Below are 25,668 nucleotides of genomic sequence, written 5' to 3' on the forward strand. Positions count from 1 at the left end.
ATGTCCGACTACGACCAAACCCGCGCCAGGCTGATCGATGTCGAGCTCGACGAGACGATCGGCCGCTCGACGCCCGATGTCGAGCATGAGCGGGCGGTGGCGATCTTCGACCTGATCGAGGAGAACCGTTTTCAACCGGTCAATGACGATGGCGCCGGGCCGTACCGACTAAAACTGTCGCTGGCCCAATCCCGGCTGGTTTTCGCCGTGACGCGCGAGGACGGCGCAGCCGTGGTCACCCACATCCTGTCGCTGACGCCGCTCAGGCGCATCGTCAAGGATTACTACATGATCTGCGAAAGCTATTATGATGCCATCCGAACCGCGACGCCCAGCCATATCGAGGCGATCGACATGGGTCGGCGCGGCCTGCACAATGAAGGCTCGCAAACGCTGATGGACCGGCTTGCCGGCAAGATCGAGATTGACTTCGACACGGCGCGCCGGCTGTTCACGCTGGTTTGCGTGCTGCACTGGCGAGGCTGAACTGGCCGCCCCGCTGCCCCGCCCGATCCTGCCCCGCTCGATCCTGTTTGTCTGCGGCATGAACGCAGTGCGCTCGCCGATGGCCGAATTGCTGGCACGCAAGGTGCTCCCGCCCACCACCTTCGTTGCCTCGGCCGGGGTGCGCGGCGGGGAACGCGATCCGTTCGTCGATGCCGTGCTGGCCGAAGAGGGCCTTTCACTGGGCGAACGGCACCCGAGAACGATGGACGACCTGGAGGACGATTATTTCGACCTGATCGTGACGCTGGCGCCGGAAGCCCACCACACCGCGCTCGAGCTCACCCGTTCGCTGGCCGTCGAGGTCGAATATTGGCCGATGCCCGACCCGACCGGCGTCAGCGGCACGCGCGAGCAGATCATGGCTGCCTATCGCGACGTGCGCGAGCGGCTGAAGGCGCGGATCGGCCGCCGTTTTCTCGGCAACGGGGCTGAAAACGCCGCGGATTAAGCATGTTCACAAGCGGACGTTTATCATATAGGTTCCGCGCAACTTTCCGGCCGGGGCGCTGGAAGTACCCATCCAAGCAAAGGTATCGAATGCCGAAGGAAGAAGTCCTCGAGTTTCCGGGTGTCGTGACGGAACTGCTGCCCAACGCGATGTTCAGGGTCAAGCTCGAAAACGAACATGAAATCATCGCCCATACGGCCGGCCGCATGCGCAAGAACCGCATCCGCGTTCTGACCGGCGACAAGGTCCTGGTCGAGATGACGCCCTACGACCTGACCAAGGGCCGCATCACCTACCGCTTCAAGTAAGTTCAAGGACCCGGCCGGGATCGCGATGGGCATTTTGCAGAAGCTCGTGCTTGCCTCGGGTTCGCCACGCCGGATAGAGCTGCTGCAGCAGGCCGGCATCGAGCCGGACCGTGTGTTGCCGGCTGATGTCGACGAGACGCCGCTGCGTGCCGAGCATCCGCGCTCGCTGGCCAAGCGGTTGGCGACGCAGAAGGCCGAGAAGGCGCTGGCCTCGCTGAAGACCGAGACCGACTACGTGCCGACATTCGTGCTGGCCGCCGACACCGTGGTCGCCGTCGGGCGGCGCATCCTGCCCAAGGCCGAGACGTTCGACGACGCCGCCAACTGCCTCGGGCTTTTGTCCGGCCGTTCGCACCGCGTCTATTCCGGCATCTGCCTGATCACGCCGGGCGGCAAGCAGCGCTTGCGGCTGGTCGAGACCAGGGTGCGTTTCAAGCGGCTGCCGCGCGAGGAGATCGAGGCCTACATCGCATCCGGAGAATGGCGCGGCAAGGCCGGCGGCTATGGCGTCCAGGGGCTTGCCGGCGCCTTCGTCGTCAAGCTTGTCGGCTCCTACACCAACGTCGTCGGCCTGCCTCTCTACGAGACGGTGGCGCTGCTCAGCGGCGAAGGCTTCAAGGTGCACGCCAACTGGCTGTCGGGTGCACGGATATGAGCTCGGACGACAAGGTCACGCCGCTGCGTCCCAAGCGGCCCTGCCCGGAATGCGGCAAACCATCGGCGCGCGAAACCTATCCGTTCTGCTCGACGCGCTGCAAGGACATCGACCTCAACCGCTGGCTGAAGGGGGTCTACGTCATCCCGGGCCGCGACGACGAGGATGAGAACGACGACCAGAAATAGCACCGTCCACCTGCGGTTTTCCACAGGCTTGGGACGGTTTCGCAGCCGCGATCGTGACCGATGATCGGCCTTGCGGACTGCCTGTCGCTTCTGACTGAAATCAATGTCCGGAACCTGTTCCATCCGGGTAGTGTCGGACGGAACAGGTTTTGGCGTTTTGTCTGAGCATGATCTTTTCCGAAAACCGGATTCCACTTTTCGGGATCATGCTTTTTGTCTGAGCATAATCTTTTTCCGAAAACCGGATTCCACTTTTCGGGATCATGCTCTAAGCGCTGGACAGGCCGAATTCCCGTGCTATAACCCACGCGCTTTCAAGGGGTGCCGACGGCGCTTTCATGAACCCGGTGTGCAGATTGCCGCCTACCGGAGCAGGCCCAGATAGCTCAGTTGGTAGAGCAGCGGACTGAAAATCCGCGTGTCGGTGGTTCGAATCCGCCTCTGGGCACCATCCTACCGCTTTGTTTCCATTGTCGTTTTCGGCTCCACTCATGCTGTCGATGTCCATCGGTTTGACGTTTTCTTTAGGCGGGTTTGACAGTTTTTGTTCGCCGCCTGTTCACTTCGGCGTCAAAATTGGTGACAACAGCGCTCATTTTCTGGCTCTTGTTGGCGCGCTTGGAATAGTGCCTCGCCATCTCGATTGTCTTCTGCCCGAGCATGTCGGCAATCGTCCGCTCGTCGTATCCCATTTCGGCAAGGATGGTCGCTACGGTGTGGCGGAGGCCTTTCAGCGTCAGCCCCAGCTGCACGGCGCCCGAGCGCTCGAGCTGCTGCCGAATCGGGCGCCAGGACGCGCGAAAGCCTGATGGCGTCCAGGGCTTGCCGTAGCTGTTGGCGCAGAGCGTGATGGCGGCATGCTTCGGCGCCACCGCCAGCTCGGCCACGACGGGCGCCGGCAGGGGAAACCACATCGGAACGCCTGTCTTGCCTCGCCTCGCGTCGATCATGCCCTCGGAAACGGCCGTAGGCGGGATTTTAAGCGCGTCCTGCGGATCGAGGCCGCAATACATCATCAGAGCGATCGGCACGCGCATATGCGCCGGCAGCGCGGCGGCGACGGCATCGCGCTCGCTATCAGACCATGGCCGATTCGCATCAGCCAATCCGCGCGGCCGACGGATGCCCTTAATCTTCATCGCCGGGTTGATTTTCAAATAGCCGCGCTCCACGCCCCACGCGAATGTCAGGGCGAGAACGGTCTTGACGTAGTTGCCAAATCGCCGGCCGTGCTTTGCTGCCGCCTTATCGCGGATCTTGACGACCAGCGGCGGCGTGAAGCGCTCCAGCATCGTGCCGGCTATCGGCTGTAGATAATCAAAGCAGCGCTGGTAATCGGCGCGCGTGCGCGCGGCCAGGTCGGTGAAAAACACACTGGCGCGATAGCGGGCGATGAGCTGGCCGAGTGTGCCGGGCTTCGGATCATCCGCCTTGTCGTTGAGCGCCACGATGCGCCCACACTCGGCAAGGAAGGTCAGGCCGCCGAGGGGAAACTTTGCAAGGTCGATCATGGTTCCGGTCTTGCGGTGCCGACAGCGCCACTTGTAGGGCGGCTTCCGGTCCTGCCAGATGGCGAAGCCCTTGGCGCGCACAATGGCCATCAGTCGAGCTTGCCGAGAATGTCGTCATCGGCGGCGACGTCGCCGCCTTTCAGTCCGTCGAGCCATGCATCGCAGTCGTGCATATCGTAGAGCTTGGCACCGCCCGGCATCACGATGGGCGGCACGGCAGCCGCAATGCGCTTGGCGGGAATACCGCAATATGCCGCCGCCTCGCGCTCTGAAAGCATACGGCGCGGTGCAACGCGCAGATTAAGTGTTGCGATTGTCATGTTCATCGCCTCGAGCGTCGAGCGCCTTCTGCAGCATGAAATTGATCTGACCGTTCATTGTCCGCATGTTGTCGCGCGCAACTTCCGCGATGCGGTTTCGCATCCCGTCGGGCATGCGAACAACGAACTTCTCCAGCAAATCCGAGGGCTGCTTCTGCTGTGCCACGGCTGGGGCCTCCTTTGGGCAAATCATTCCGAGCCGCAACTATCATGGCGGAGCGCTATCATTGTCAACGATCGGGCAATGTTTTTTTACTAGCGGACCGCCACTAGACCAAATAGGCTTGGCAAATGGCAGCGAAAATCTCCCCTTCCGATCTCGTCGACAAATTCGTGTTGCGCATGCCCGACGGCATGCGGGAGCGCATTGCGATCGAGGCTCACCGAAACGGGCGATCAATGAATGCCGAGATCATAGAGGTTTTGGACCGCGAGTTTCCTGTGGCGCCTTCGCTCGAAGAGATTTTCGAACAGGTCGATTTCCTGATCAACATGTACAAAAAAGATGCCGACGATCTGATCCGGCGCGACATGCTGTCGATGCTCTCAGTCATCAAGATAAAGTTCGACGAGCTGCGCAAGAACAGGTCTGAGAAAAAAGAATAAGACGAGGGGATTTCCCCGCTCCCCTTCTTGTGTTCAACGGCTCAACCGCACAACTATCGCGAAACGGGCGACCGAAAGGGCCGCCCGGGAATAATCAAGACTTATCGCGCGACGTGTGCTCACGCTGAGCTATCACAAGGCAGTCGTCGTCATCGCCTCTATGTCCGCGACGAGGCTTTTGAGGATCGTTATCTCGCTTTCCTCGTCATCGGTGTTCCACCGCTTTCTAACCCTCACCTTGACAAGCAGACCCGCCAAACTCCTTGCTCGAGCCTCCATGACGCGATCGAACGCGCGAGCAGTCGCCGCGGCCTTTTTGGCTTCTTTCTCTTCCGCCTTGCGAACAAGTGACATGAGACGATCAAGCTCCTCCTCAAGTTCCGCTGTTGTGGCGGTAGCCTGTTTCCGTCGATCGTCCGCGGCGTTGAACTTTGCCTCGAGCCGCAAAAGCTTTGCGTCGGTTCTGCCCATCACGCCGCCTCCCCTGCGAGGCGCCTGATATCAGGGGCGATCGACAACAATGCATAGTTTTCGTCGGCGGAGTTGCAACCCATCCTGTCGGCCGCCCGAAGCTTGACCAGGATCCCTTCCAACGTGTGGGCAGGCGTTGCCAAGATGCGATCGCCGACCTGGTAAAACTCGGCGGAGCGCGCGCTGTAGGCGGCCTCTGCGGCATCAACGCCGGCCTGGCGATTTATCTCAGCCACTTTGTCGACGAAGGCATCCTGCAAAGCCCTGTGCGCGGCCCGCTGCTCTTCACGCGCCCTGTGAAAATCCCGCAAAGGCGCCGGCTGTTTCTCCGGAAACGCAAGGTCGCGCACAAGCATGCCGCCCGTCATCTCATGAAGGTCGTCCGGCATGCGCCGTTCCTCCCATGCCGCAGGCTGCGGCGGATAGAGCTTATCGGCCTTCCTGCCGATTCGGCAGCAGGCCTTGTTAGCCAGATTCATTTGACCCTGGGCCTCTGCCATTTCTTGATCAAGCCAGAACAGATCGGCGTCAGGATGCTCGGCGGCAGGCGCGGCCGGAATAGCCGCTACCAAGGCAGCGGCGGCGGCTGACGATGCAGCCAGGCTATGGAGGACCTGGCGGCGGTTGATTGACGGCAAGCCTTCGGCGGCTGCCGCAACGAGTGCGTTCGGCATTGCATTTGCTCCTAGGTTCGCATTGTGCGATAACCCATTTCATGTAATGTTACCGGTTTAAAGTCAACCTATTTTATGTAAGGTTTCCCAAAACATGTCACTTACTCCGGCGCAATGCCGCGCGGCGAGAGGTCTAGTAGACTGGTCGCAAGCGCAGCTCGCGGATGCCGCGAAGGTCGCAACTAAAACCCTTGCGGATTTCGAACGCGGGAAACGCACCCCCTACGATCGCACGTTGGAGGATGTCAGAGCAGCCCTCGAGGTGGCCGGGGTGATCTTCGTCGACGAGAACGGCGAAGGGCCGGGCGTTCGGCTGAAAAAGACGGGAAACAGATGATGAGCGAAAGGCTGTCTGGAAATATCGAGGCCGTCCTTCAGGGCGCAATTGACGCAATGCAAAAGCAAGCAGACGACAACCTGGTTAGGACGATGGTCTTGGAATCGGCCCTCTACCGCCGCGCTCGACCGCATGAAGCACGCGGCGGTGTGATCCACGGAGGTAAAACAACACTTGGCGGCGAAGAATAAACATCCTTGAGGCCTCCCTTCCCCTTGATGTTTGGCCCCTGCCCGCAAACCCTCGCAGAAACAGGTTCGAGGCCGCTGCCAAAGCACGTAAACGAGACCACCTTCCATCGTGTTTCGTGGGAATAAGCTCTTAAATAACACTCGGGGGCGTTGCCCCATGCTCTTCCCCTTCCCCGCCGACAAGACCTTGCATACACTACGCAATTGCGCGACCTCCTTGGGGGGATTGGCCGGGCGGTTCCGGGGGGGAAGAATGGATATTTTTGGTCGCCTTAGCGACTACGATGTGTTCGCGTACCTGCCGCAGGGCTTTTTCGTGCTGGCGGCTTTCGATTATTTCTTCGGAACCACCTTCGTCATCCATGCCAGCTGGGATATTCCTACGGGCGTGTTTGTCCTGTTTCTTTCGTACGCGGCGGGACATCTGGTGGCTGGTCCTGCGTCCCGGATCCTCGAGGCCGGCGTTGTTCACGACATGCTTAAGCCGCCATCCGTTCATCTCCTGTTGGCTGAGCCGAAGGCCTCTCGTCTGTTGCGGTCTCTGCTGCCGTCCTATTTCACCCCTTTGTCACGGCCCACCCGAGCGCGTGTCCAAACCGCGCTGGAGAAAGCTGGAACGGGTCTTTATGGCGACGACGCCTATTGGGTAGCTTACACCGTGGCAAAGCGAGACGACCATGCTAAGCCAAGGCTTGAGAATTTTCTGAATGTCTATGGCTTTTGCCGCAACTTGTCGTTCATCGCGGCTGTCACCGCTGAGCTGCTGCTAGTTCAAGCCTGGGTCGCGCCCCGGCTGGACACGTTCGGCAGCGCTGCTCACGAAGTCATGGCGGCGGTAGGCTTTGCCATTATTTCGTTTCAACTCTTCAAGCGGTATCTAAAATTCTATCGGCTGTTCAGCATCGAAGTCTTCGTCACATTTGCGACTGTGGAGGCAGGCGCGGTCTAAAATAACTCGGTGGGAAAACCCTGACGGTGACAGGTCGCCTCTTGCTTTTTTTAGCGCTCCGGCAGCAACTGAAGTGGAACAAAATGGCGGTTTTTCAATCAAAATGTTAGTAGAAATATTCGACGTTGAACACGGCGCCTGCGCGCTTGCCACTTGCGATGACCAGACCAGGCTGATGCTGGACTGCGGCCAGAACGGGCTCACCGGTTGGCGCCCGGGCAACTACCTCTATGATCGAGATATCACTACCCTCGATATGCTGGCCGTCACAAACTACGATGAAGATCACGTTGCAGGCCTGCCAAACCTGTACGATCGGAACATCAACATAAAATGGCTTCTGAGAAACAAATCCGTCACCTCGCATACGATCCACGAACTGAAAAGCGAGGACGGCATGGGAGCCGGAATTGCCAAGCTGGTCGACGCGATCGACAACGTGTTCACTGGAGACGCTTCGGTCACGCCGCAGCCGACATTCGCCGGCATGAAGAAACAAGTATTTTACAATTCCTACCCAACGTTTGAAGACGAAAACAACCTAAGCATGGTCGTGCATCTCAACTGCAACGGCAAAGGTATAATGTTTCCAGGCGATATCGAGCGCGCCGGATGGTTGAAGCTTCTGGAGGGAGAAAATTTCCGCCAGGCTCTTCGAGATACAACCGTGTTGGTTGCCTCCCATCATGGCCGGGAAAGCGGCTGCTGCGAAGAGATCTTCGAATACTGCAAGCCCTTCTACGTCGTCATTTCCGACAAGGGCTACATGTACGACACACAAAAGACCATCCCGTTCTATCGACGATTCACAAAAAGCGGGCCCTTCCGGAACGAGACGAGGAATGTCCTTACAACTCGAAACGACGGGTTGATCACATTCTCATTTAGCCCCGATTCTTGGGGGCCGTTTTAACAGTGCTTTTATGCAGCCCGCTTGGCAGGAGAGAATCATGGTAGACCTCGATCTTCAGCGTTTTTTGACGGGCTTAGAAAAGCGCGTGTCAAACCTAGAATCAGATATTCGACGGGCCGATTTGCCAGTGATGAAGAGCCAAACTGAGACGCTGGCGAAGTTCCTTCATCCGGCATCAACGAACATGTCGAACATTCGCGAGATGTTTCTACTCGAAGTGGTTCGGGCGAAAGGATTGCTTGACGGCATCGATCTCGATTCGATCGAGGCGAAGGTCCGCGCCAAGTACGCCGAGACAGACATCCCCTGGGGAGCCAAGCAAACGACCGCTGTCCGAAACGTGAAGCGGGCTCTGCATGAAATAGCGGGTGACTACCATTGGAAAGAGGACGAGGATACTCCGGCTACCTGAAGGTTAGCCGAACCTCTCCGATTACCCCAGGTCCAACCTTTAAATTCCGCGTTCACCCGTCTGCCCAATACTTAAGGCGGGCGAAGATCTCGGCCGAGCCGAAGCCGAAGGCGAGGCCAAGGCCGTTGGCGTGTGTGTGTGTGGTGCGCCATTCCAGGCGATAGGCGTGGCCGCCGACGACCAGGGCGCCACCGACCGCCATGCAGCCGGTATCGGGCGACGTGTTGCCCTGCCCGCCAAGGCCAATGCCGACCTGGACGCCTGCAGTAACATCGAATAGCCGCGCTTGCAGATCGATGCCTTGCGCAGCGACCTGCCATTCGACCCAGCCATCGTTCGCCGGCGTGAAGACATTGCTGGCCAGCGCCATCAGGCTGTAGGGGTCGCGAACCTTGGTGTTCAGGATGTGCGTTACCCAGGCCCCATTGCCTGGCGCCGAGCTGCCGCCGTTGGTTCCGGACGGCTTCTGATCCTCGAGGATGGCATCGGGCAGGCCGTTGCCGCCGCCATATTCCAGTGCGGTCGCGGCGGCATTCATGCGCAGCGTGCGTCGGGCCGCGCCCTTGGGCAGGCGCGCCAGAACCTTCGGCGCCGTCGCATAAAGCAGGTCACCCGCCACCAGGCCTGCCGGCGCCGCCAGGAACAGTCTTTGTCCGGCGCCGTCGCCGATGACCAGGATGTTGTCGTCGGTATCCCAGCGCGCGTCGCCTTCGGCGGTCGGCAGCGGGTTTGAGCCTTGCCGCAGAATGCTGCTCAGCGGAGCGCCGCTTGCCCTGAAAAAGCCGAGCATCCGCCAGTTGCCGGAGCCGAGCGACTGCATCCACGCGGTATCGCCGGCCTCGGTCGCAAGGTCGGCGCCGCCGATCAGGATCATGCTGGTGGCGTTATGGGTCAGCGTCAGCGCCGCGGCGAAGGTCAGCCGGCGGATGGCGCCGTTCGGCGCCGAGCCGAAGGAAGAGATAGCGTCCGTGCCAATGATGCGGACATTGATGCCGGTGGCGTCGCCGAGATCGGTGGTCACCCCACTGGCGATGTCGGTCGACATGGCCGACAGATTGTCGGCGGCGTCGATCAGGCTCGACGCGCCGGTACCGCCATGGTCGATATCGATCAGCCCGTCATTGTTGGCGTCATAGATGGCCTTGGCCATCATGCCGTAGCCGCCGACATCGACGCCGGACAGGATGTCGGTGACCGCCGCACCGAGATAGAGCTCCAGCACGGTCTTCAGCAGCGCCGGGTCGGCCGGGTCGAGGCTTGACAGATCGACGCCGGAGGCGATCAGCACGACGCGAAGATTGGCGATGATGCGGTTCCAGTCGTCGGCGGTCAGCTTGGTCGAATCGCCATAGGACAGGCCGTTGCGCGCCCAGGAGAACCCATCGACATGGGCGGTGCCCATGCCGGCCGGCGGCGTCAGTTTCTTGACGACATCGAGAACGCCGAATAGGTCAGGTGCTGCCATTTGGTTCACTCCATTGCTCTTGTTGGGGAAGGGTCTCTTGCGCCTCGAACTTGGCGTCCCCTGTCAGGGGTCTATAATCCTGACCGCCTTTTCTCTGTCGAAATTCGCGTTCAGGCGATCAGATACAGCCCTTCCAAGGTTTACCCGCGACCGCACCCGAGTTAGCAGCTGGCTGCGCGCCGTCGCTATCGGACGGAGCCGTTGCCGGCGGACGGCGGCGAGGTATCCCTGTCAAACTTTGCCGTTGAGGAGGAGTTTTCCGCTTCGAACCGGGCATTCCGAGCCTCTGTGAAGGCCTTCCAAGAAGCCTCCCCGCGAGCTGCCGACGGGCGTGCAAGGCCGGCAACGGCCCTATAGATCCCGCCGGTTGATAGACGCATGGCCTCATATGCCTCTGCGTTCACGGCGGTCCCGACCAGATGACCGACCACGAAGGAAGCAACGTCAGCTGCCGCCATGTCCGGGAACTGCATACCGACATCGAGAACCTTGGCCATCCGCTCGCCGTTACCCGCGATGCCAGGCGCGCCCATAATCGCCTTCCATCGGTCCCCTGCCAGCTTGGTGCCCTCTTTGTACGAGGCTTGGTAAGCCCGGTCGTACGCCGCCTCCGGAGAAATGGAGCCGCTTCCGGCCGTGAGGCCTTCAGGCGGTGTCACCACAGCCTCGCGAATTGCGGCCAACATGCTTTTTGCCATCGATCGTCACGCTCCTCTTTTTGAAAGTTCAGGCTTCCGCCGGCTCCACGCCAAGTTCCTGGTCGGGGGCCAGCAGAATGGCGGCATTGGCGTCCTCGCGGCGTGACACGTCGGCGCCTAAGGCTTGCTCCAGCTCGCGGCAGGCGACCTCCTCTGCGATCTCAGCAGACAGGATATCGGCGTCGATTTTAGCCAGCCTGGCCGAACGGGCTTCCGGCGATATGCCGTCGCTAGGCATGGTGGCGAGGATCGCCGCCTTCAGGCGAGGACCATCGAAAGCAGCGAACACGGCGAAGGGATCCGCGACGAGGGCATGCTGCAAGTCGGCGCTCAGGTTTCCCCGATAGAGGAAAAATTCGGAGCGAACGAGTGCTGGAAAATGCAACGGATTGCGATCCAGCGATGCGGCGATTTCCTTGTCGATTTCCCTTTCCATCGTGGCGCGGTCATTCGGCTTCATCTCGACAGAATGGCGCTCGGATTGCAGGTCGACGATCCGGTTGCGAAGCGTGTCGATGTCGGAGCGAGCGGTGCGGACCGTGCGATCGAGCGTCGACATCGCGCTTTTCAGAATTCCTTTCATGATGATCAAAGGCTCCCCTTCGGCATCGGAATGCCACCTGGCTCGCCCGGTCGCGGAATAAATAGCTGGGGTCGGCGGGGTTCTGCATACTCTTCGCAACTCGCCTTGATGCGCCCGAGATGGTCCCACTTTTCAGATAGCTGGTTCTTTTTCTCCACCAGGCGCGCAACTTCGGCCTCGAGCTTTTCGATCTCAGGCTGTTGTTCCTCGGCAAACGCCTTGGCAAACCGTCTGTCATCGTACCGGGCGACTCTCTGCTTGAGCTCGAACAGCTTTTGCCTGGCTTCCCTCTCCGCTTCGCCGGCATTCAGGAGCACCGCGCGCGCGCCATCGGCCGCCGCGCTGATCGCGGCAAGCCTTTGCGGATCGATCGTGAATTTCTGCATCTGACGAACTGCCATTTTTGATTTGAAAAGATAGCTAAAGCTTCGGCGATTTGACCGCGCGGCGCATCCGAAATGCAGAAAAATGCAGTCACAGGTCGTAGTCGAGATCGTCCATGATCTGGCGCTCGGAAACAGGCCGGATGCTAGAGCGGCTGAGCCGCTGGAAATAATCTGCGATGGTCCCAGCCAGCGCATTATCCTTGGCTGCGGCATTACGCCATTCGACCGCCATGATGCGCGCCGCCGTCGTGCGCGGTGTGGTCGGATAGAAGTTGTGCCAGATGCGCCTCAGCGCCTTTCTGCGAATAAGACGCGGGTCTGGCGGCCGGTCATCGTCCAATTCGACGATGTCGCGAAGCATCAGCATTAACCAGAGCGCGTCGCCCCGGTCGACCGGCCTGTCGGCCACAATGAAGTCAGCGAGACGGCGAAGCCTTTCGGCCGCTTCGCTCAAACCCTTGTGTCGGGGATCGTTTACCCCCGGCCCCCATGAGCTTTTGAGCCCCGCCCGCAAACTATCGCCCTTAGACATCGACAGGACAGGGCTCCAAGGCACCGCCAAGCACGTAAACCACGCCGCTTTCCATCTCGCCAGCAATGCCACCATGCGCCTTCACGGCAGCCACGCCGGCCGCGCTGAGCGCACCTATGGCTAGGTCTAGCGATTCTCCGCAGCGGTCGCACGACGAGCACCATGCGCCCTTCTCACCGCGCCAGGCACCCATGGCATGGCCGCGTGCGGTGGCTCGCCGCGTAGAAGCGGTTTGCGCTGTGGCGATGCTCAAAGCCGGCAGCGAGGGTACGGCGCGAGCGTGAAACGTCGGCAATGTTTCACGGGAAGAGCACTGAAACGACGGTGAGATAGTGCCTCCAGCCAATGAGACCGCTCTCTTACGCATCGACCCCCGCGCCCCCACCCGCTATGTGCGCTGCGATCTCCTTCCAGAGGTCGGCGATGCGTGAACCTGCCTCGACGATCACCCTCCCACGAAACAATCGATCGTCCCGATCGTCGATTGCGCCCATGGCGCAAGCCATCCGGATCATGTCAGCCTGCTCGTCGGCGATGAGGCGAACGCGTTCGGTGAGATAGTCGATATCGACCGCCATCACCTCGGCCCCATCAGACGGCCAGCGCTCGAGCGTCCAGTATCCGCACGCACTGCCGGCGTCGGCGCCCTTGCTGTCGCGTTGAACGCTGCACCGGCCTCGGTGCCGAGCTGCTTGCCAATGCCGGCGACCATCGCTGCAAATATTCCTCCGGCCTGTTTGGCGCCGTCGGTGATCGATTGGCCGGCCTGCTGGCCGCCGCTGGCGATCTTATCCTCGATCTCGGCGCCTACGGGGGCGAACCAGTCGCCGGCCGGCTGCGACCCGCCGCCCGCACCTGGCGGCAGCGACCAGTCGCTATCCGGCCGGTACGAAGATCCTCGGCCGTGCTGTGCCGGGTAAAGGTTGCTGCGCACCACCGGACCGAGCGGCGTCGGCGCGCCGTAGGGCAGCGGAATGGGCACGCCATTGGCGTCGGTGCCGGCGCCGAAACTGGGATCGCGAGGCATGCCGGCACGTCGCGAATCGCCATATTGCTTGTAGGCGGCAGCGGCGCGGCGTTCTTCATCCGATCGATAGCCGCCGATCCGGGCCATCTGGTCCTTGTCCTCGTCGCCGTGGGTGATGCCCCACGCCGTGCGCGCGGCGAACCCATGGACGCCGATTTTTTCGAGACCGGCATTGACCGAGTTGGCATAACCGAGTGTGTCGACAATGTATTTCAGCCCGTCGACGACGCCGAGCGATGCGGCGAAATCGCCGGCCTGAATCTGCAGCTCGCTAAGCGTTTCCTTGATCCGGTCAAGACCGGCTTGCGTGTTCTTCAGCAGCTGCGCGTTGTTGCGATCGAGGACGCCAGGCGCATTCGCCGCGATCTCCTTTTGGGCGGCGACGATCTCGTCATATTTGGTGAGGATCACGGTTGCGGCCTGGCGGGCCTCCTTGTCGCCGAAAATCTGGCCAAGCCGGTCCGCCTTGCCGCCGGTGGCTTCCATCAAAATATCATGCGTCACCTTGAGCATGTCCTCGCCATTTTCGCGAGCGGCCGACATGCGTTTCAGGAAGCTTCCGCTGATTTTTGAGAGCCGCTTCTCGACGTCCGGACTGGAAAGCTTTTCGAGAAAATCGCCGACCGACGTCGCGGCCTCGCCGACAGTGCCGGTATAGTTCGCCATCACCTCGAGGAATCCGACCATGCGCTGCGCGCCCTCGATCCCCTGGAACCCCTGCTTGGCCGCCGACGGCAGCAGCGAGGGAAGGAAGCGCGCCATGTCGGGCGCTTCGAACTTGCCGGCCGAACTGCCGGCGGCGATGATCGAGAAGAACTTTTCGGCGTCCTTCGTCGTCAAGCCGAGCGACAGGCGCGCGGTGTTCCAGCTGTTCACGACATCCTCGCCCGACGCGCCGAGCGCCTGCTGCGACTTGGTGAGCAGGTCCAGATCGTTGCGGATGTCCGTGAGGCTGGCGCCGGCGGCCGCGTAGGCGCCGACGGTCTCCATGACCTGGTCGGACTGCAGGGCGTAGGCTTTGGCATAGTGGTTCACGTCCTGATATAGGCCCTGCATCTCGTCGCGCGACGCGCCAAGCGTCAGGCCGATGCGCGTGAGCTGGCGCTCGACAGAGGCAAATTCCTTGATCGATTGCGTGAGGGCGTATCCCGCGATGGCCGGGCCAATGAAGCGCCCGATCGGCATGGCCGACATCGTGCGATTGAGCAGGCCTTGCGTCCTGTTGAACGCGATCGACTTCTGATTGACCTGGTTCAGCTTGGCGCCCATCTTATCGAAGGCGCCCATCGGGCCCAGCTTGGCAGAAAGCCGCATCACGGCTTCGACGGTACGATTGCTCATTTTTGGCTCCTACGATTGTGATATGCGACGGCGCGCGCGAACCAGGCGAGGATTTCCGACATGGGCATGCAGGCGACATCCGCCGCCCGCATGCCAAACCGGAAAATCAGCTCGTCGGCGCGGGTTCCGACTTCGAGGCAGGCGAGGCGATTGCTGGCTCGCCATACGTAAAAAAATCGAGCACAGCGACCCGAACCGCCCTGGCGTCTTTGATGCCGAGCTCGCCAAGCATGTCGACGCCTGGCTCGACGACGCAACGCCGGACATAGGCGGCGACCGTTTCGACGTTCTCGATGACGACGTTGTTGCCGGCGGCGCGCTGCATCTCGTAGGGCTCGCCCAGCTGCATCAAGTCGTTGAACCGCGGCTCGCGCACCTTCACCGTTTCGAAAACAGCGCCATGCGCTTCATAGCGGCGGGACAGGGTGACGGTCTTCTCAATCATTCGTATTCTCCTTCAGGTTGCATGATGTGTGCTGCACGCGTGGGGAACGCGTGTTGCGTGTACCGCTTGCGAAGTCGCCTACTAGAAAAATCCCGGGCTCCCCCGGGCCCGTATGGGGCGGAAACGCTGATACGGTCCCTACACCGGGGGGTGGGGCGCGACCCTTCATTGCCTCGCGAATGGCGGGCGGAAAATATCTCATCAACTCGCGAACCTTCTTGGCTCGAAAGCCAAGGCAGGAAGCGAGATCATCTACACTCCAGCCGCGCTCGGTCACCAACAGACGAACCGCCTCGGCCTGTAACGCTAGACGCAATCGGATGATCCGGGTCGGCTCCTTGGCGAAGTCAGGCTCCTCCAGATAAAGGCTCTGTCTCAACCTCCTCGTGCCGATCACTCGGCCGGCCACTGACAGCTTCAAATCCTTATCCATTATTTTCCTCTGCACCACTTAGCGATAGTTTAGCGATAGTTTAGCGATAGTATTGTTGTTAGATATCAATAGGTTCGGCAGTTGCGATAGTTTTCGCCGTATTAGAGGTGGGAGAAAATATCCCGCACCCTTTTGTCTCTACGTATACACCCCACAAAACTGTCGCGGACTGTCGCAAGCCTTTGATTTCGTTTTGTTATCTTCGCTGAATGAACTGTCGCGAACTGTCGCGAACTGTCGCGAGTGTCGCGCCGAAAAAGCTAATAAAAACAAGGAAAGCACTACTTTTCGGCTGTGCGCCAACCCAAAACGGGGGTACGGGGTTTTGGTCATTTGAACCTCGCTTCGTATGTGACTGTGCGGCCAGCCACACGCCGAATGCCGGTCTTCTGCATCAGCAAGCCAAATCGAGTAAGGGATAGCGGCGGCGCGCCGGTTTCGATGGACCAAATGCCATAGGCTCTGTGAAGCTGCGCCGCGGCAATGCCGACGCGACAATCTGCGACCAGGCGCGCGTCGACGAATTCGACCACATGCTGCAGCAATATAGGATCGGGGGTTCCGGGGGCCCTGCCCGCGATCGGCGGAAGGCCCAGCTCAGACCAAAGTTGCTTGGCCGCCTTCTGTCCGAATACTCGACATGCAGCGTCGACGACGCTTGCTTTGGCAGCTAGAAGTTGCCAATTTTCCGGTTCATCCGGGAACGTCGCCGGGTTTGACAGATCGCGGCTAAGTGATTGATCTTCGATCGTGGGTTTGACGGTTGTTTCGCCGCAAGCCCTTGTTATTGGCCGATCAACGTTTGACTGAAAATCCGCGTGTCGGTGGTTCGAATCCGCCTCTGGGCACCATCCACCTCCGGTCCATTCTGGACACATAGGTTACGGTTTATACCGGAGACATAGGTAACACTTTTGGCCCGAAAGGGTTTTGGAGTGGTTCGGGCCTACATGTCTCATCGTCGAAATAGCCCAGATCATAGTCCAGGAAACTGACCAGCCAGATATGGTCCTCGGCCTGTTTGATGCCGACGGTCTGGCCTGCGAAGACCTGGCCGAGGTTGATCTTTTTGTCCAAAAACCTCATCCGACTTTTTCGGCTGGCATCCAGAAAGCCCGCTTCTGCACTCAGCTCCACCGACAGGGAAACCTTTGCCGAAATTGACTGTTGTAGCTCCAAGACAGAGGAGAAGGTTGAATGGCTTCCGTCCGATACATCGTTGCGGACGTCGATGAGGCGGCCGCATTCTATCGAGACTATCTCGATTTCAAGATCGAAATGCGCAATCCGGGCAAGTTCGCCGCGCTGCTGCGTGACGACTTGACGCTGTATCTCAGCGCCCCAGGTGCGGGGAGCGGTGGTCAGGCGGGCGGCGTTCCGAAGCCGGGCGGGTGGAACCGATTTATGATCGTTACGAAGGGACTCGATGTGCTCATTGAGCGGTTGCGCCGGGCTGATGCAAGATTCCGCGGCGACATCAGCGACGGCGGTGCCGGTCGCGCCATCTTGCTCGAAGATCCATCGGGCAACGTCATCGAGCTATTCGAGTTCAAGAAGGACTGAGCTTGAACAAATAGCCGGTGGTTGAGGGAATACGAATTCCCGCGATCAATGTGGATTGCCGCGCGTTTGCGAGTTGTTACTCCATAGTTCGACTCAGAACCACGCAGAGGAGCGCGAGCCCGAGCACGACCGTCGTCACGACGTTGACCCTTTCGGCTTTGGCGATTGCTGTCGCCACGTCGCTGCCCTGGTCTCCTGTTGCAGAGCCCCGGATGTTCCCGACCAGGTGGACCCACTTCCTCTCGGCGATCCGATTGGCCGATGCACCGAGAAACAGCGCCAGTATTGCCAAGCCTACGCTCAGCGTTGTCCACACGCCGCGGGCACCGGCCACGTACATCCACATGCCGGTCGCAACCGTCAGAAAGGCCAAGACGGCATAGAAGGGGCCGGTGCCGTAGCGTCGCGCGAGCGTCTGCAGGAATCCGACGCCGGACGGCCCCGCTTGAACGACGGCGGGGGCTATGACCACCACATAAAACACGGCTGCGCCGAACCAAGTCCCGAGCAAGGCAACAAAGATCGGAATCAGTGGGTTGGTCAGTTCCATGATGATATCTCCTTTGTCTCATCCCAGGCCGTTGAAATGGAGTTGTCACATCGGATGAGCCTCCTCCGTCATCACTGTGACGGACAGCGATGGGAAAATGTGACAGATGGAACCTGATGAATGGCTGGCAGAGCGCTTCGAAGCTGACCGCACGCGTCTGCGGAAGGTTGCATACCGCCTGCTCGGTTCATCGACAGAGGCCGACGATGCAGTGCAAGAAGCGTGGCTGCGCCTCAGCCGCTCAGATGCCCGGAGCGTCGACAATCTTACCGCTTGGCTCACTACTGTCGTTGCGCGCGTCTGCCTCGACATGCTGCGGGCGCGCAAATCACGCGCGGAGACTCTGCAGGCGCTCTCCGCGTGGGGCGCGGATTCGGGAGACGCCGCGGACCTCGACAAGGAATTAGCGATTGCCGATTCGGTCGGCCTTGCGTTGAGTGTCGTACTCGAAAAGCTTGCTCCTGCCGAACGTGTCGCCTTCGTGCTGCACGACGTCTTTGATGTGCCCTTCGAAGAGATTGCCCCTATCGTCGGCCGCACCCCGGTCATGGCGCGGCAACTGGCAAGCCGAGCTCGTCGTCGCATACGGGGTCAGCCCACTGTTTCCGCTGCTGAATTGAACGGGCGGCGGCGGCTTGTGGATGAGTTTCTTAACGCAGTTCGTTCCGGCAACATTGATGCGATCGTGGCCCTCCTCGACCCGGACGTCGTTATCCGTGTTGATTCGTCTGCGGCTCCTGACGGAAGAGCGGTGGAAGCACATGGGTCCACAACAGTTGCGAGGGGGGCTCTTGCCTTCGCGGCACGTACGCAATTCGCGACGCCAATGCTTCTGAACGGGGCGCCAGGGATTGTTGTGGCGCCGACCGGACGTGCGCGATATGCACTGACGATAGACGCGGCAGGGGAGAAAATCCGAGCCATTGAAGTGATCGGCGATCCCGCTCGCCTGAGTCAGATCGATTTTGCCACGCTCAATTCACCAGATTAGCCCAAGTCGCGACTTATGATTTGTCGCTACATCCAGCTGCCTGCCGTTGTCGATGGCGTGCGAGAATTATCTGGACCATGGCGCCAGCGACGCCGGTCAAATGTCGATGAAAACGTCTTCGGCATCTCGGATCCCGCTCTGGCCATAACCGCTCTACAGACCGAGGGCGCAGCCGTCCTTGCGCGGTTCAGAACCGCCCAGCAGGGTCCCGTTTGCCCAATCAATGCGAATGGCCTGCGCACCGCCGATCGGGTCCGTGGCGGGAATGATTTCGAAACCGCGTCGGCTAAGTTCAGCTACGGTTTCGCCAGCGAGCCCGTGTTCGGCCTGGACGTTCATGGTGCCGCTGACGGGGGCGACCCGCGGCAGATCAATCGCCTCCTGCAGATCCATCCCGAAATCGAGCACCTTCGTCAGCAGGTGCGCGTGGCCCATTGCCTGGTAGTAGCCGCCCATAACGCCGAAAGGCATTTCTGCCCGGCCGTCTCTCGCAAGCATCCCGGGTATGATGGTATGCAAAGGTCGCTTGTTCGGCGCCACTGCATTGGGGTGCCTGGGGTCAAGCGAAAAGCTTTGCCCGCGATTGTGCAAGACGACACCGGAGCGTGGCGAGACCAGGCCCGAGCCAAAGCTGTCGAAGACCGAGTTGATGAAACTGACCGCATTGCGGTCCTTATCGACAACGGAAATATAGACCGTGTCGCTGTGCAGCGGCATATCGAACGCCGGCAGGTCCGCGCGGGCGCGCTTTAGGTCAATCATGCCGGCCAGACGATCGGCCCAGGCATTCGACAACATCTCGGCCACCGGGACCTCGGAAGTGTCGGGATCGGCGACGAGCAGGTCACGCGCGGCGTAAGCGAGGCGTGTTGCTTCGATTTCCAGGTGAAGCCGGTCCGCGGATTGCGGGTCGCCGTGGGCTTCGAAGCGCGAGAGGATGTTTAGAATCAGCAGGGCGATCACACCCTGGCCATTCGGCGGACATTCGAACACATCGCAGCCTCGAAACGCCGCGCTGATCGGGGTCACGTACTCGCCTGTTGCCGCGGCGAAATCTTCGAGTGTGTGCAATCCGCCGAGCCCACGAAGATAGGCGACCATGTCTTCGGCCACAGGGCCAGTGTAGAAGGCCTCTCGTCCCTTCTTGGCGATCAGCCGCAGCGTTGCAGCCAACTCAGGCTGGCGATGCACTTCGCCAACGTCTGGCGCGCGGCCGTTTGGCAGGAAAATCCGTTTCGCCGTAACATCAGAGGCCAGAAGTTCTTCTTCCAACGCCCAATCACGATGGACCCGCGGTGAAATGGCGTAGCCTTCCTCGGCGAAACGTATAGCGGGGGCCAGGATTTGATCGAAGGGCATATGCCCGTGATCAGCGTGCAATCTGGTCCAGGCATCGATCGCCCCCGGGATGGTGACGGAGCCAGGAGAATTACGGGCCACCTCCGCCATGCCACGTTCAAGGAACCAGTCAATTGTCAGGGCGGCGGGTGTCCTGCCCGATCCGTTGTAGGCGATGACCTCGCCGGATCCGTTTCGCGACAGAAGAGCGAAGCAGTCGCCTCCAATGCCGGTCGAGGCTGGCTCGACGACACATTGCACCGCGCAGGCTGCGATGGCGGCATCCATGGCGTTGCCGCCGGCCGCCATGATCTCCACCGCCGTCAGGGTCGCCGACGGATGAGAGGTGGCGGCCATGGCCTCGCGTGAAACGACAACCGAGCGCGTTGGTTTCTCAAAATTTCGCATGCTATGCCCTTCTGGTCGTGCTCAAGAGGCGGCGTCGCTCATCGTCGAGGGGCGGTGCCGCAGATGCCGCGACATCCAGTATTCGAGTGCCGCCAAGGCACGGATGATCGCGAAGTTCAAAGTGAGATAAATGGCGCCCGCGCAGATGAAGACTTCAAAGGCGCGGTAGGTCTGGGAGATCAATCCCTGGGCAATTCCAGTCACCTCCATCAAGGTTACGATGGAAGCCAGAGACGTGCCCTTGATCATCAGGATGATTTCATTGCCGTAACTCGGCAGCGCCTGGCGAAAGGCCAGCGGCAGGATAACGTGCCGATAGGTCAAACAGGTGGACAGGCCGACAGACCGGGCCGCTTCGACAAGGCCGTGTGGCACCGATTGAATCGCGCCGCGCAGGATTTCGCTGCCATAGGCGGTGGTGTTGAGTGTCAGCGCGATGATTGCGCACCAGTAGGGTTCGCGGAAAACGGCCCATAATCCAATTGCCGACAGTTGGTGCCGGAACTGACCAAGGCCATAATAGGTCAGAAAAATCTGCACCAGCAGGGGCGTCCCCCTGAACACGGCAACGAAGCCACGGATCGGTAGGACGACGAAGGGCGATTCCGATTGCTGGGCAAGCGCCAATGTGACGGCAAGAACGAAGCCGGCAACGATGGAAGTCAGGGCCAGTTCCATCGTAAGCGGCAGGCCGGCGAGTAGTTTCGGCAGGATTTCGAGGAAAAACCTGAAATCTATCATGCCGACCGGACGCGCCACGGCGCCTTTCGTTCCAGACGGTAAAAGGCATTGCCCGTGACGGAAGCGATAGCCAGATAGAGCAAGGCTGCAGCAATGTAGAAGATGAACGGTTCACGGGTCGAACCTGCGGCGATCTGTGCCTGGCGCATCAGTTCAACGAGGCCGATTACCGATATCAGCGACGAGTCCTTCAGAACCAATTGCCACACATTGCCGAGGCCTGGCAGCGCGTATCTCAGGAGCTGGGGAAAAATAATCTGGCGCAGCCGCTGCAGCCGGTTGAGACCAAGCGCGCAAGCGGCATCGTGCTGTCCCTGGTCGATGGCGACGTAAGCCCCTCGATAGACCTCGGCTTGATAGGCGCCCGAGATGATTGCGATAGCCAAGGTTCCAGTGGCAAAGGCCGGAACGCCAACGAATCCGGACCCGCCCAGGCTATGACCAAGCGAGGTCAGGGCGACACTACCTCCATAGTAAAGCAGATAAATGGTCAGAAGGTCGGGCACGCCCCTGAAAACCGTGCAATAGCCAAGGGCCAAGAACCTTAGCAGTTGGGAGTTGTGGAGACGCCCGGCCGCTGCCAGCCCGCCAAATACAGCGCCAAGCGCAAAGCCCAGCACAGACAGGAGCACTGTGATCGAGGCCGCCATGAGAAGAGCAGCCCCCCAACCTCCGTTCTGGAAACCAAGCAGCCGGAATGCGTCAACCATTGATATCCCCGGCAGGACGAACGGCTCAGCTCCGAAACGGGTCAGGAATGGCCGTTCGCCGGCAAGCGCCTACTTGACTGGAGTGACGTCGCTCTTGAGCCATTTAAGCGACAGGGTTTTGATCGTGCCGTCGGCGGTCGCGGCGTCGATGGCGCCGTTGAGCATGTCTTTCAGCTTGGTGTCCTCTTTGCGGATACCGGCCCCGGAGCCAAGACCGAAGAGACCCCCGACAAATCCTGGTCCTGCAAGCGTATAGTCGCTGAACTCCGGTTTGCTCAGCGTGGCAGCCAGCGCTGTCTGCTGTGCGAAGAGCGCGTCGATGCGACCCGCGGCGAGATCGAGATCGTGTTGCTCGGTGGTCTTGTATTCGCGAATCTCGGCGACGTCCGAGAAGTATTTTCTTACAAATTCCAGGTTTGCCGTCGCAGCCTGAACTCCAATGATCTTTCCCTTCAGCAATGGCTTGAGCCTGTCGATTGCCGCTTGCGCAGAGGCTTCATTGTCCAGCTTGAACCGCTCGTTGGAAATGCCGAGCTTGCCCAGTTCGCTATCCTTGGCGACCGCGAAACCTGAGGGATCCACCGCATATGGCTGGGTAAAATCGATGACCTTCAGACGTTTTTCGGTGATGAACATGCTCGCCATGATCACGTCGAACTTGCCGACGGTCAGCGCGGGGATCATGCCGTCCCAGTCCTGTGCGACTATCTTGCACTCGATCTTCATTCGCCCGCACAGATCATTGGCGAGATCGACCTCGAAGCCGTCCAGTTTGCCGTCGGCCGTTGTGAAGTTCCAAGGCGCGTAGGCTCCTTCGGTGGCAATGGTAATTGCCTTTGGCGTTTCTTGTGCGACAGCGGCGTGGACCGGGCCGAACAGGACCGACGCAATGGCTGCGATGCGGCTAATTTTCATGTCAATCTCCTCTTTTGCCGGTGTGGCAGTTCCCTTTCGTCGTGCCGGATTATCTTCCGGCTTCAACGATTTAGATGGTATTCCTAGCGGCGGCCGGGACTTGCAAAGCTAGCCAGAAGCGGCGCTGTCTCGACGATATGATCCCGCATGACGATCTCTGCCTTGCCGGCATCACCTGACCGCAACACCTCGATCAGGATCTCGTGCTCGGCGCGCGCGCTGGCGGGTTTGTCGACATAGTCGAACCAGATGCGCAGGTAGGGCTCGATCACGACGTGCAGGCTGGCAATCTGCCGGACCAGCTTGGCTCTGTTGCTCAATTGGCAAATCTGCAGATGGAAGGCCTGATGGCGCACGACCCAGTCGCTGCTGCCGGTCTGGCTGGCGCGCTCCATCCGGTCGAGCTGGCGTTCCAGTTCTTCAAGCACTTCGACATCGATGTGCGGCATGGCAAGCCTCACCGCCAACCCTTCGAGCACGGAGCGTATTTCAAAGGTTTCGTAGATCTCATCGAGGGTAAGCCCGGCGACGATGCAGCCACGGTTCGGGCGAATGACCACAAGACCTTCCGCAGCCAGTTGGCGGAATGCTTCGCGAACCGGCATGCGGCTCATGCCGATTTCCGTCGCGATCTCTTCCGGGATCAGCCGGTCCCCGGCCCGGTAACGCCCCATCCTCAGAGCCCGCTGAATGTGGCGATAAGCCTCCTCCTCGGCGGTCGTGATACCCAACGGCTCGATTGCGTCTGCTGCCACGTCCTTGGTCCGGTCAAAAGCGTATCTGTGTATCCACTTATCCAATTGTCGAGACCTGTGTCAAGCACAGAAGCTTGCGCGCGTTAGAATTTCTCTTGTGAGAATAAGCACTTGATCGGGGAAATCGGGCAAGCGCACCGTGGTCAGCTAAGCCGCTGATCGGCCGCTTTTCGACGCCCACGCGTCGGAAACCTTCGACGCCACCGAACTTTCAAAAAAAGGCCCGCCGCTCCATTTGCGAAGCGGCGAGGCCCCATATTCGGGGACGATCGCCGGAGTGTTCCCCGGCATTGCTTACAGTGCAATTCAGGTGCCAGAATTGTTGACCCAAAACGGGTCACCGCACCGGAGGCGCGAGCGCGGACATTCCGCGATCACGCTACTGCCGCGCATTGCCATTCCTGCTACGTTACTTTGCGGCGGATCTGATTTTTCCGCCTGGCCGGCGCCCGATCAGGCAACTTACCCCAACGCGCCCCCCAAGTGGCGCCGGCCATTTTCACAACCCTGGAGCGCGGGTGCGCCGGCGACGTTAGGCTCTCAGCACCTATGGCAATCCGCCAGCGAGCCGCTTTGTCCAGCCTGCAACCATCAGTCCGCACGCAATTCCCACGCAGTCGGCAACCCAGTCGAACAGATCCGGGTCGCGCCCTATCAGTTGCACGGCCTGAAGCCCCTCGATCGCTGCGCCCGTGAGAACGAGCAGTACGATCAGCTTCGCCTTGCGTTCCGGCCAGCCGAGACTTCCGAGAGCCGCCAGGACGACGAAGGCGGCGGCGTGATTGAGCTTGTCGTGATCAAACGTGAAAGCCAGGCCAAGACCCAGCAGGAGCTGCTCCGGCAAAAGGGCGAACAGCAGAACGCCGGCAAACGCGGCCGGAAAGGCAATCCTTGCCACGATCTGATAGGAATCCAGGCGCAACAAGGATAAAATGGCCTTTCGTCCGAAATCTGCGGGGGAACACCACCGGCCAGAGCGAGCGCGGCGTCCAATTTCCGCCGTCGGGGCGTCCGGTGCATCGTCAGAATGAATGAATGCCTCGGGTCAGCCGCTGCACAGGCCGGGCCCGTGGCGAGTGCAATAGGCCAGCGGTAGCTTCCGCGATCACGCAATTCCCTGCCGCGCTGACCCGGCTACTATCTGGCTGCGGCGGACCTGATTTTCCGCTTGGCCGGCGCTGCGTCGGGGCACCTTACCCATGCCACACGAATCGGCGCCGGCCAGAATTCCACCGATTGCGCAAAGGGGTCAAAAGCCCGCCGCCCTGTCGGACGACGGGCTCCGTTGCCTGGGCGCCAGGGCGCCGCGGTAGCGACTGATGCTACGAATGCTCCCGCAGGTCTCCAATATGCTGCTGCCGAACGGCGTTGCGCATCGGCTAAACAAACGAAGCCCGCGCCTCTGGCGGAGGGCGCGGGCCGACCGGGTTTGCACCCCGATCTGCAGCAGAAACCCGGGAGGTTCCCGCTGCTTAGGATAACAATTAGAGACTTCTAATGTTCCAGTCTAGGGAAGATGCGGCTGCACCAGAAACTCATGGTCGGCGCGATGACGATCGAGGCGTCAGTTCGTGCGCAAGTCGATCTGGAAAATACGCTCGTCGAAATGCTGCGTTTCGACGGCAAAGGTCAAAGCCACTTCGAGGACCATACCGCCACGGTCGTCCCGGACCTTGACTGCAATCCTGCGGTGAGGAAGGCCATCCCTGGCCATCTCGGCCAATGTGCGAAGGGCTTCTTTCCTGACCAGCGGGAAATCGTCATATAAGGTTCCCTGATCGTCGGAATAGACGATTCCGTCTTCATCGGAATCAAAGAAGTAGTGGGGCATTGCGCTTGGCCGAAGCTCGGCATCCGGGCACGTTGTCGGCAGATGGCCGCGATCTCGGCCAATCGCGATCAGTGCCTCTCCACCGTTGGCTTCGCCGCCATCTCACTTGCGCTCGCGCAATGCCTTCACCGCCTGCGAGAGGATCATCCGGTCGCCGCCGGTCCTTTTGATCAGCTTGCTCACCTGGCTGGGCGAAACACCATTTTCCCGCGCGAAATATTCGACCTCGTAATACTCATCCACCGAAACACGCTTGCGGTCGCTGAAGTCTCGCTTGCTCTTGTCGTCGGCCATTTCTGTTCTCCTCGCCCCTTCTCTTCGCTTCCGGGGGTCAGCTTTGACGCACGCAGCAATTTGAGGTTTCGCTCGCCACAAACTGACGGGCGAACCTATCGGCGCAGGAAGGGACAGGCTGCGCAGCTGTCGGGTTCGATCGGAGTGGAACAGCCAAGATCGGTGCGAGCAA

The 25,668-nt window shown here is 60.3% G+C and carries 35 protein-coding genes, 1 tRNA gene and 1 pseudogene; 14 read left to right on the top strand and 23 right to left on the bottom strand.

Translation table 11 applies throughout. The features are described 5' to 3' along the window. From NKJ12_RS08605 to NKJ12_RS08630, 6 genes are all read left to right on the top strand, one after another. The gene (locus tag NKJ12_RS08605; protein ID WP_352475885.1) at positions 1–486 is read left to right on the top strand and encodes a UPF0262 family protein; all 486 of its coding nucleotides are present in this window, start codon (positions 1–3) and stop codon (positions 484–486) included. A 1-nt stretch (position 487) separates the two neighbouring features. Continuing rightward, positions 488–955, top strand: a complete 468-nt coding sequence (locus tag NKJ12_RS08610; RefSeq protein WP_292663983.1) for an arsenate-mycothiol transferase ArsC — start codon at positions 488–490, stop codon at positions 953–955. Between the two features lie 89 nt (positions 956–1,044). After that, positions 1,045–1,263 (top strand): translation initiation factor IF-1, encoded by a 219-nt coding sequence (infA, locus tag NKJ12_RS08615; protein ID WP_006200926.1) that lies wholly within the window; start codon positions 1,045–1,047, stop codon positions 1,261–1,263. A gap of 25 nt (positions 1,264–1,288) precedes the next feature. Then, positions 1,289–1,918, top strand: a complete 630-nt coding sequence (locus tag NKJ12_RS08620) for a Maf-like protein (protein ID WP_352702192.1) — start codon at positions 1,289–1,291, stop codon at positions 1,916–1,918. Next, positions 1,915–2,106, top strand: coding sequence for a DNA gyrase inhibitor YacG (gene yacG / locus NKJ12_RS08625; RefSeq protein ID WP_352702195.1), 192 nt, complete (start codon positions 1,915–1,917; stop codon positions 2,104–2,106). Before NKJ12_RS08620 ends, yacG begins: the two co-directional genes overlap by 4 nt. Positions 2,107–2,481: 375 nt before the next feature. Then, positions 2,482–2,557, top strand: a tRNA-Phe gene (locus NKJ12_RS08630). Positions 2,558–2,630: 73 nt separating this feature from the next. Here the strand turns inward: NKJ12_RS08630 and NKJ12_RS08635 are convergent. The 3 genes from NKJ12_RS08635 to NKJ12_RS08645 all read right to left on the bottom strand — a co-directional run bounded on the left by NKJ12_RS08635 (position 2,631) and on the right by NKJ12_RS08645 (position 4,103). Continuing rightward, positions 2,631–3,554: a tyrosine-type recombinase/integrase gene (locus NKJ12_RS08635; protein ID WP_352702197.1), complete on the bottom strand. Its 924-nt coding sequence runs from the start codon at positions 3,552–3,554 to the stop codon at positions 2,631–2,633. 152 nt (positions 3,555–3,706) lie between these two features. Beyond that, entirely contained in the window at positions 3,707–3,937 is a 231-nt protein-coding gene (locus tag NKJ12_RS08640) for a hypothetical protein (RefSeq protein ID WP_352640430.1), read from the bottom strand. Then, complete coding sequence (locus NKJ12_RS08645; RefSeq protein ID WP_352702199.1) at positions 3,918–4,103, bottom strand: Arc family DNA-binding protein; 186 nt, start codon at positions 4,101–4,103, stop codon at positions 3,918–3,920. The genes NKJ12_RS08640 and NKJ12_RS08645 overlap by 20 nt, the downstream gene beginning before the upstream one ends. A gap of 125 nt (positions 4,104–4,228) precedes the next feature. On the opposite strand from NKJ12_RS08645, the gene NKJ12_RS08650 reads away from it, so the two are divergent. Continuing rightward, positions 4,229–4,543, top strand: coding sequence for an Arc family DNA-binding protein (locus NKJ12_RS08650; protein ID WP_352640429.1), 315 nt, complete (start codon positions 4,229–4,231; stop codon positions 4,541–4,543). 132 nt (positions 4,544–4,675) lie between these two features. On the opposite strand, the gene NKJ12_RS08655 is transcribed toward NKJ12_RS08650, so the two are convergent. Together NKJ12_RS08655 and NKJ12_RS08660 are read right to left on the bottom strand one after the other, a co-directional pair. Then, positions 4,676–5,014, bottom strand: coding sequence for a hypothetical protein (locus tag NKJ12_RS08655; RefSeq protein ID WP_352702201.1), 339 nt, complete (start codon positions 5,012–5,014; stop codon positions 4,676–4,678). After that, positions 5,014–5,688, bottom strand: coding sequence for a hypothetical protein (locus NKJ12_RS08660; RefSeq protein WP_352702204.1), 675 nt, complete (start codon positions 5,686–5,688; stop codon positions 5,014–5,016). Before NKJ12_RS08660 ends, NKJ12_RS08655 begins: the two co-directional genes overlap by 1 nt. 94 nt (positions 5,689–5,782) lie before the next feature. Between NKJ12_RS08660 and NKJ12_RS08665 the strand changes: the two genes are divergently transcribed. The 5 genes from NKJ12_RS08665 to NKJ12_RS08685 all read left to right on the top strand — a co-directional run bounded on the left by NKJ12_RS08665 (position 5,783) and on the right by NKJ12_RS08685 (position 8,490). Continuing rightward, positions 5,783–6,025 carry a helix-turn-helix domain-containing protein gene (locus NKJ12_RS08665; RefSeq protein WP_352640426.1) on the top strand — a complete coding sequence of 81 codons (243 nt, stop codon included), beginning with the start codon at positions 5,783–5,785 and terminating at the stop codon, positions 6,023–6,025. After that, positions 6,025–6,216 carry a hypothetical protein gene (locus NKJ12_RS08670; protein WP_352702206.1) on the top strand — a complete coding sequence of 64 codons (192 nt, stop codon included), beginning with the start codon at positions 6,025–6,027 and terminating at the stop codon, positions 6,214–6,216. The genes NKJ12_RS08665 and NKJ12_RS08670 overlap by 1 nt, the downstream gene beginning before the upstream one ends. A 253-nt stretch (positions 6,217–6,469) precedes the next feature. Continuing rightward, positions 6,470–7,165, top strand: coding sequence for a hypothetical protein (locus NKJ12_RS08675; RefSeq protein ID WP_352702208.1), 696 nt, complete (start codon positions 6,470–6,472; stop codon positions 7,163–7,165). A gap of 73 nt (positions 7,166–7,238) precedes the next feature. After that, the gene (locus NKJ12_RS08680; protein ID WP_352702209.1) at positions 7,239–8,078 is read left to right on the top strand and encodes a ComEC/Rec2 family competence protein; all 840 of its coding nucleotides are present in this window, start codon (positions 7,239–7,241) and stop codon (positions 8,076–8,078) included. Between the two features lie 37 nt (positions 8,079–8,115). Beyond that, complete coding sequence (locus tag NKJ12_RS08685) at positions 8,116–8,490, top strand: hypothetical protein (RefSeq protein ID WP_352702211.1); 375 nt, start codon at positions 8,116–8,118, stop codon at positions 8,488–8,490. A 52-nt stretch (positions 8,491–8,542) separates the two neighbouring features. Here NKJ12_RS08685 and NKJ12_RS08690 read toward each other — a convergent pair whose 3' ends face one another. The 9 genes and pseudogenes from NKJ12_RS08690 to NKJ12_RS08730 form a co-directional block, all read right to left on the bottom strand. Then, positions 8,543–9,955 carry a hypothetical protein gene (locus tag NKJ12_RS08690; RefSeq protein ID WP_352702213.1) on the bottom strand — a complete coding sequence of 471 codons (1,413 nt, stop codon included), beginning with the start codon at positions 9,953–9,955 and terminating at the stop codon, positions 8,543–8,545. Between the two features lie 185 nt (positions 9,956–10,140). Continuing rightward, entirely contained in the window at positions 10,141–10,653 is a 513-nt protein-coding gene (locus NKJ12_RS08695; RefSeq protein WP_352702215.1) for a hypothetical protein, read from the bottom strand. A gap of 28 nt (positions 10,654–10,681) precedes the next feature. Further along, complete coding sequence (locus NKJ12_RS08700) at positions 10,682–11,236, bottom strand: hypothetical protein (RefSeq protein ID WP_352702217.1); 555 nt, start codon at positions 11,234–11,236, stop codon at positions 10,682–10,684. A gap of 5 nt (positions 11,237–11,241) precedes the next feature. Continuing rightward, positions 11,242–11,622: a hypothetical protein gene (locus tag NKJ12_RS08705; RefSeq protein ID WP_352702218.1), complete on the bottom strand. Its 381-nt coding sequence runs from the start codon at positions 11,620–11,622 to the stop codon at positions 11,242–11,244. Positions 11,623–11,710: 88 nt separating this feature from the next. Continuing rightward, positions 11,711–12,226 (bottom strand): hypothetical protein, encoded by a 516-nt coding sequence (locus NKJ12_RS08710; protein WP_352702219.1) that lies wholly within the window; start codon positions 12,224–12,226, stop codon positions 11,711–11,713. Between the two features lie 287 nt (positions 12,227–12,513). After that, entirely contained in the window at positions 12,514–12,732 is a 219-nt protein-coding gene (locus NKJ12_RS08715; protein WP_352702221.1) for a hypothetical protein, read from the bottom strand. Next, entirely contained in the window at positions 12,732–14,522 is a 1,791-nt protein-coding gene (locus NKJ12_RS08720; RefSeq protein WP_352702223.1) for a phage tail tape measure protein, read from the bottom strand. Before NKJ12_RS08720 ends, NKJ12_RS08715 begins: the two co-directional genes overlap by 1 nt. Positions 14,523–14,628: 106 nt before the next feature. Further along, positions 14,629–14,967, bottom strand: coding sequence for a hypothetical protein (locus NKJ12_RS08725; RefSeq protein WP_352702226.1), 339 nt, complete (start codon positions 14,965–14,967; stop codon positions 14,629–14,631). A gap of 1,321 nt (positions 14,968–16,288) precedes the next feature. Continuing rightward, positions 16,289–16,474: pseudogene (locus tag NKJ12_RS08730) on the bottom strand (IS481 family transposase); the annotation flags it as partial. 123 nt (positions 16,475–16,597) lie between these two features. Between NKJ12_RS08730 and NKJ12_RS08735 the strand changes: the two are divergent. Then, positions 16,598–16,963 (top strand): VOC family protein, encoded by a 366-nt coding sequence (locus tag NKJ12_RS08735; RefSeq protein ID WP_352702230.1) that lies wholly within the window; start codon positions 16,598–16,600, stop codon positions 16,961–16,963. A 76-nt stretch (positions 16,964–17,039) separates the two neighbouring features. Here NKJ12_RS08735 and NKJ12_RS08740 read toward each other — a convergent pair whose 3' ends face one another. Then, positions 17,040–17,513 (bottom strand): hypothetical protein, encoded by a 474-nt coding sequence (locus NKJ12_RS08740; protein ID WP_352702232.1) that lies wholly within the window; start codon positions 17,511–17,513, stop codon positions 17,040–17,042. 106 nt (positions 17,514–17,619) lie between these two features. On the opposite strand from NKJ12_RS08740, the gene NKJ12_RS08745 reads away from it, so the two are divergent. Continuing rightward, the gene (locus tag NKJ12_RS08745) at positions 17,620–18,504 is read left to right on the top strand and encodes a sigma-70 family RNA polymerase sigma factor (protein WP_352506220.1); all 885 of its coding nucleotides are present in this window, start codon (positions 17,620–17,622) and stop codon (positions 18,502–18,504) included. Between the two features lie 153 nt (positions 18,505–18,657). On the opposite strand, the gene ggt is transcribed toward NKJ12_RS08745, so the two are convergent. From ggt to NKJ12_RS08785, 8 genes are all read right to left on the bottom strand, one after another. Continuing rightward, entirely contained in the window at positions 18,658–20,250 is a 1,593-nt protein-coding gene (ggt, locus tag NKJ12_RS08750) for a gamma-glutamyltransferase (protein ID WP_352506219.1), read from the bottom strand. Positions 20,251–20,271: 21 nt separating this feature from the next. Next, a complete protein-coding gene (locus NKJ12_RS08755) occupies positions 20,272–20,991 on the bottom strand; it encodes an ABC transporter permease (RefSeq protein WP_352506235.1) in 720 nt (239 codons plus the stop codon). Then, positions 20,988–21,701 (bottom strand): ABC transporter permease, encoded by a 714-nt coding sequence (locus NKJ12_RS08760; RefSeq protein WP_352506218.1) that lies wholly within the window; start codon positions 21,699–21,701, stop codon positions 20,988–20,990. Before NKJ12_RS08760 ends, NKJ12_RS08755 begins: the two co-directional genes overlap by 4 nt. A gap of 69 nt (positions 21,702–21,770) precedes the next feature. Then, positions 21,771–22,616, bottom strand: a complete 846-nt coding sequence (locus NKJ12_RS08765) for a transporter substrate-binding domain-containing protein (protein ID WP_352702537.1) — start codon at positions 22,614–22,616, stop codon at positions 21,771–21,773. An 83-nt stretch (positions 22,617–22,699) separates the two neighbouring features. Next, positions 22,700–23,371 carry a GntR family transcriptional regulator gene (locus tag NKJ12_RS08770; RefSeq protein WP_352506217.1) on the bottom strand — a complete coding sequence of 224 codons (672 nt, stop codon included), beginning with the start codon at positions 23,369–23,371 and terminating at the stop codon, positions 22,700–22,702. Positions 23,372–23,918: 547 nt separating this feature from the next. Beyond that, a complete protein-coding gene (locus NKJ12_RS08775) occupies positions 23,919–24,296 on the bottom strand; it encodes a VanZ family protein (RefSeq protein WP_352686698.1) in 378 nt (125 codons plus the stop codon). Positions 24,297–24,935: 639 nt separating this feature from the next. Further along, on the bottom strand, positions 24,936–25,202 hold the full coding sequence (locus NKJ12_RS32250) for a DUF6894 family protein (RefSeq protein WP_352777886.1): 267 nt from the start codon (positions 25,200–25,202) through the stop codon (positions 24,936–24,938). A gap of 102 nt (positions 25,203–25,304) precedes the next feature. After that, the gene (locus tag NKJ12_RS08785; RefSeq protein WP_254820019.1) at positions 25,305–25,496 is read right to left on the bottom strand and encodes a DUF3606 domain-containing protein; all 192 of its coding nucleotides are present in this window, start codon (positions 25,494–25,496) and stop codon (positions 25,305–25,307) included. Between the last annotated feature and the right edge of the window lie 172 nt (positions 25,497–25,668).

This window comes from Mesorhizobium sp. M0195 (assembly GCF_040322115.1).
Taxonomy (GTDB): Bacteria; Pseudomonadota; Alphaproteobacteria; order Rhizobiales; family Rhizobiaceae; genus Mesorhizobium.